Annotated in this window: 4 protein-coding genes; all 4 read left to right on the top strand. The window is 53.3% G+C overall.

What is annotated here, in order from left to right; translation table 11 throughout:
- A partial coding sequence (locus B347_RS0122940; RefSeq protein ID WP_019412037.1) for a hypothetical protein occupies positions 1 to 552 on the top strand: 552 nt, incomplete at its 5' end.
- Positions 553 to 949: 397 nt separating this feature from the next.
- Positions 950 to 2,767: a lipase family protein gene (locus tag B347_RS0122935; protein ID WP_019412036.1), complete on the top strand. Its 1,818-nt coding sequence runs from the start codon at positions 950 to 952 to the stop codon at positions 2,765 to 2,767.
- A gap of 521 nt (positions 2,768 to 3,288) precedes the next feature.
- On the top strand, positions 3,289 to 3,489 hold the full coding sequence (locus B347_RS0122930; protein WP_019412035.1) for a hypothetical protein: 201 nt from the start codon (positions 3,289 to 3,291) through the stop codon (positions 3,487 to 3,489).
- Positions 3,486 to 4,121, top strand: coding sequence for a DUF4123 domain-containing protein (locus B347_RS25330; RefSeq protein ID WP_019412034.1), 636 nt, complete (start codon positions 3,486 to 3,488; stop codon positions 4,119 to 4,121). Before B347_RS0122930 ends, B347_RS25330 begins: the two co-directional genes overlap by 4 nt.
- Positions 4,122 to 4,131 lie beyond the last annotated feature (10 nt).

Genomic DNA, 4,131 nt, shown 5'->3' with positions numbered 1-4,131 from the left:
AAGCCTGATTCAGAGATAGCCTTGTATCGCACCGTGAGTGGGTGCCCGATGGTTGTTAGTCATCTGCAACTTCAAATTTACTCTACATACGGTGATGATCGAGGGGACTTTGGAGTGGATAAAGCCACGGTCGTCATTCGTGAAGAATTACCGGCTAAATTTAAAAAAGAGTTTGGTGTTAGCGGTGAAAGTGTTTTTTACGGTCAGTGTCAGTTTTGGTTTCGAACGTCCGGAGGTAAGCGACGGATAGTTAAGATTCTAGACTGTAAAGGCGAAGATGAAAAAGGAGTGTTGGCCCGTGGTCGTCCTGTGGCTGGATATACCTTGGATAAGCTGCCGGGAAAAACGGTGAGGTTGAAAATTAAGTTGGTTGAAGAAGAGATACCTGCCATTAAAGATACCTGGGTCAAAGTCCCTAACGGTTGGAAGCGTTGTATGGGTGATAATTTTGAAGATCAATATGCGTTCTGTTATGGCGATTATAAGCGCTTTAGTGGCTTTATGATGCCGGACGGAAAGCAGTGCACTATTTATCCGGGTTGCACAGAATGAATAAGGATCGAAAGTGAATATTAAAGATAGCGTGAAAGGTATTGACTTGAAGGGTCGCGTGCTTTCTTGTCCTGCGATGGATAAAATAACCAGTTTTCAATTGGTAGATGAATTTGGTAAGGGAGAGCCATACGCTGGATTAGCGTATAAAGTGGTGGATTCAAAAGGCTTGTTATATACAGGTTTTTTAGATTCGGTAGGCGCAAGTAAGGTCGTTAACCATTGTTCGGGGGCTATTGCATTATTGCTCGATGCGATTTATGCAGGTGAAAATAAAACGTATACATTTTTGCAATCAAGGCCGCATTACCCACTCAAAATTACCGAACTTCAAGTCAGGGCTGAACAGACTCACTGCATTAACAAAGACGGCTCACGTAGCTCCACAAAGCCCATCATGGACCGTGGGCAGTTTGTGTACTGCCAAGTTGAAGTCCGTCATTTGGTTGAGCATGTATCGCACTTGCCGCCCGAAGTGAAAAGCCACTTCCCCTTGAATGTGGCTGACCGCCGACTGATGGGCAAGTTTGGCGCGCGCGGTGTGTGTATGTCGCCTGAATGCCATACGGTGTTGGAGGTTCGTCCCTTGCGGGCATTGCGGCCCTTGTTGTCGACCGGGTCAGAGTTCTGCGCACTCAACCTGTACCAGTTGGCTTTAATGGCCACGTTGAGCTATTGCCCATTTGGGCAAGCGCCCGATGAGCAGCCCGTGACAACCCCCGGCGTCAGCTTTAAACAAGAGCCGAGCATGGGCAATTGGTTTGGCGACAAACTCGCGACCTTTACAGAAACGTGGCAAGTAAACCCCGAGCAAACCCAAGCGTATTACCCGTTGTATGAGGATGTACCTTACTCACAGCGCTTGGAAATTGTGCCGTTTGATCCCGTTCTCTACTCGGCCAATGATCCTTCTCTGGGACTGGATCAGGAAAACCCAGCCAATATTCATTTTCTAGACGATACCAAGGAAGGTGTGGAGGGCACTGACACCCAAGCTTTTGTGACGCACAACGATCAAGTCATTCTGATTGCTGTAAGGGGCACCAGCGCGGGAGCGGATTTCTTGCGCGACGCGGACGCACTCCAGGTGCCTTTTGTGGAAGGTGAAGGCCAGGTGCATCGAGGGTTTTATGAAGCGGCCGTTCAGGCGAATGAATTTGCAACGGCCTACCTCGATAAATTCTATGCCGGGCAAAAGGTGCTGGTCTGTGGCCACAGCTTGGGTGGGGCTATTGCGCTGATTCTTTCGCAAATGCTGCGTTGCAGGAAAGGGTTTGATTACGACGTGCTGCTCTACACCTACGGCGCTCCCCGCGCAGCGGACACGACCTTTGTCAACGCGGCCCAGCCACTTGTGCATCACCGTACGGTTAACCATAACGACCCGATCCCGAGCGTGCCGGCAACCTGGATGAACACCAAGTTCGCCGTGTATGGCTCTGGTGTGGTGCTTACATTTGTCAATGTGCCCGTCGGGCTTTCTGTGTTTGCCACTGGGTTGGCCAATTTAACCGGGGAGCCTTATCAGCATCACGGCACGCTACGCCACTTTATGCCCGTGGAGTTTGATCAAGGGCGGGTGTCGCACCTTTTATGGACGCCAGTGTGCGATACCGTTATTCAGCATGCCGTGATCCGCGCTGCGCTTGGGCAACAAGACGGTTTGCCCCAGCGTGAGAGCTTTGTTCGGCAGTTATTTTCCATGGACCATCACTACATGGTGGACAGCTATATCCCCGGTTGCTGGGCCGCGTTGCGTCGTCATAAAGAAGCGCTGGATGGCAATGGGTCATTGGTGACAAAGCGCGAGTTTGACTTTGTGGACGACGTGTTTGAGCAAATTACTCAACAACTGCGCGTTGAGTACCGTAAAGAGATGACGCTGCCAGACAAAAAAGTCCAGGGCCGTGAGAGCAACAAGGTGCTGCTGGTGCGCGAAGTCGACAAAATCACGGCCACCCGCGAGCGTTTGAAACGGTTGAAGTTCACCGTACCAAGCCCCGCAGATGTATACGGCCGATGCGCAATGCGCCCAGAACAATTGGCTCACAGCCTGCAGCGTTGGCTTGCGCATGCCGAAAACACCCGGCCCGAGCAATTGGCGATGGCACCCCAAGCTTTAGAGGTGAGTGTCCGTATTGCTTCGCTGGATGACCCCCTGACTGACCACATTGTAGGGGCGTGTTACACCGGGGATATTTTGGATTTAGGTTAGCCACAAGCCACACGTGCAAAACCGCTTGTAACTTGTCGCTAACCCCTTGCCGCTCTATTGGTCATAAGAGATCGATCGGCGCCCCGTCATCTGCTGGCTGCGGGCTGCCCGGTGGTTGGGCCATTGCTCACCCTTGCGCACTCGAGGTCTTGACCGTTACGCGGATGTTTACGGCATAGGTGCGCATCAGGCACAGGCGCTAATGCGAGCCTGGACGCTGGATGGCGAATGACGGAGGCATGCGTATTGAGCGCCTGTGGGTGGCGTCAGCGTCTTAGTGTTAATCGTCGACACGTGTTTAAACGATCAAAAAAACCGAGAGTACGCTCGCTCCTGTAGGAGCCGCTTTGTTCATGTCGTACGTTTTGAATGATCGTGTATCGATTCGCTCTCTTCCGATAGGCAAAACAGAAGCCTCCTACATCTGTTCTCATGCCCGCCCGTTAACGTCCTGTTCTTTGCCAAGAGGGCTTTGTTCGTCAGTGTGCCCCCTGCGCCTGAGGAGTCACGGATGTCCACTTTTGAACGAAAAAAGTCACTTTAGTCAGGTCACCACCGGCAGATGTGTGTCGGTGTTCGACGCCGAAGAGCACCACACCGTCAGCCTTGACCGAAAAGTCCAACTCAGCGCCAACGACCACCTAGTGGTCGCGGTCAGTTTCTGCCCCGTGTGCGAAGCCTGCCAAAACGGTGTGTGCCTGCCCGAAGGAGCCTCGCAATGATCCCTGAACGGCCACGCCAGTGGATGGACGAGCAACGCGGCCAAGGGCGCGACGTGTGCTTGGTACTGGATTCTCAAAACGAAATCGAAGCCCGCCAAGGTTTGCTGAATGGGCGTGCCCACGACCGTTATCACAGCGTCTACAGCCAAACCCCGGTGGCCGAACTGGCCAGTGCCGGGCCTTTTTTGATTGGGCTCGACAGCACGGATACCGAGCGCTTGGCCGAACTGCTCAACGCCCCTGAGCGTAACTGGGGTTGGCTGGCCAGCCTCGCACCGGGCGATTTACCCCTGTGGCTTGAGCATTGGCGTGCACGTATTTTGGTTAGCGCACGTCCTGAGCGGGCCTTGTATCGGTTCCAAGACAACCGCGTACTGAGCCGAGCGCTGCGGCATCTATCCGCCGAGCAACTCCCGGCCTACCTGGGGCAAGCCATCAGCGTGTGCTACTGGCAAGGCGAGCAGTGGGCCACCACTGACAACCCGGCGCCCGGAAAATACGTGCTGCCCGAGGCTGCGGCTTGGCTGAGTGTGCCCGATGCGAACCCGCAACGGGTTGTCATCCAAGAAGCCAATGCGCTGCGCTTTTTAATAGATAAATGTCCCGTCCTGAATAAGGTTTACACCTTCTGACCTATCCTCA

Source organism: Pseudomonas psychrophila HA-4, assembly GCF_000282975.1.
Classification (GTDB): domain Bacteria; phylum Pseudomonadota; class Gammaproteobacteria; order Pseudomonadales; family Pseudomonadaceae; genus Aquipseudomonas; species Aquipseudomonas psychrophila_A.
The sequence above is the reverse complement of the archived record's forward strand: the minus strand, read 5'-3'. Positions and strand labels throughout refer to the sequence as shown.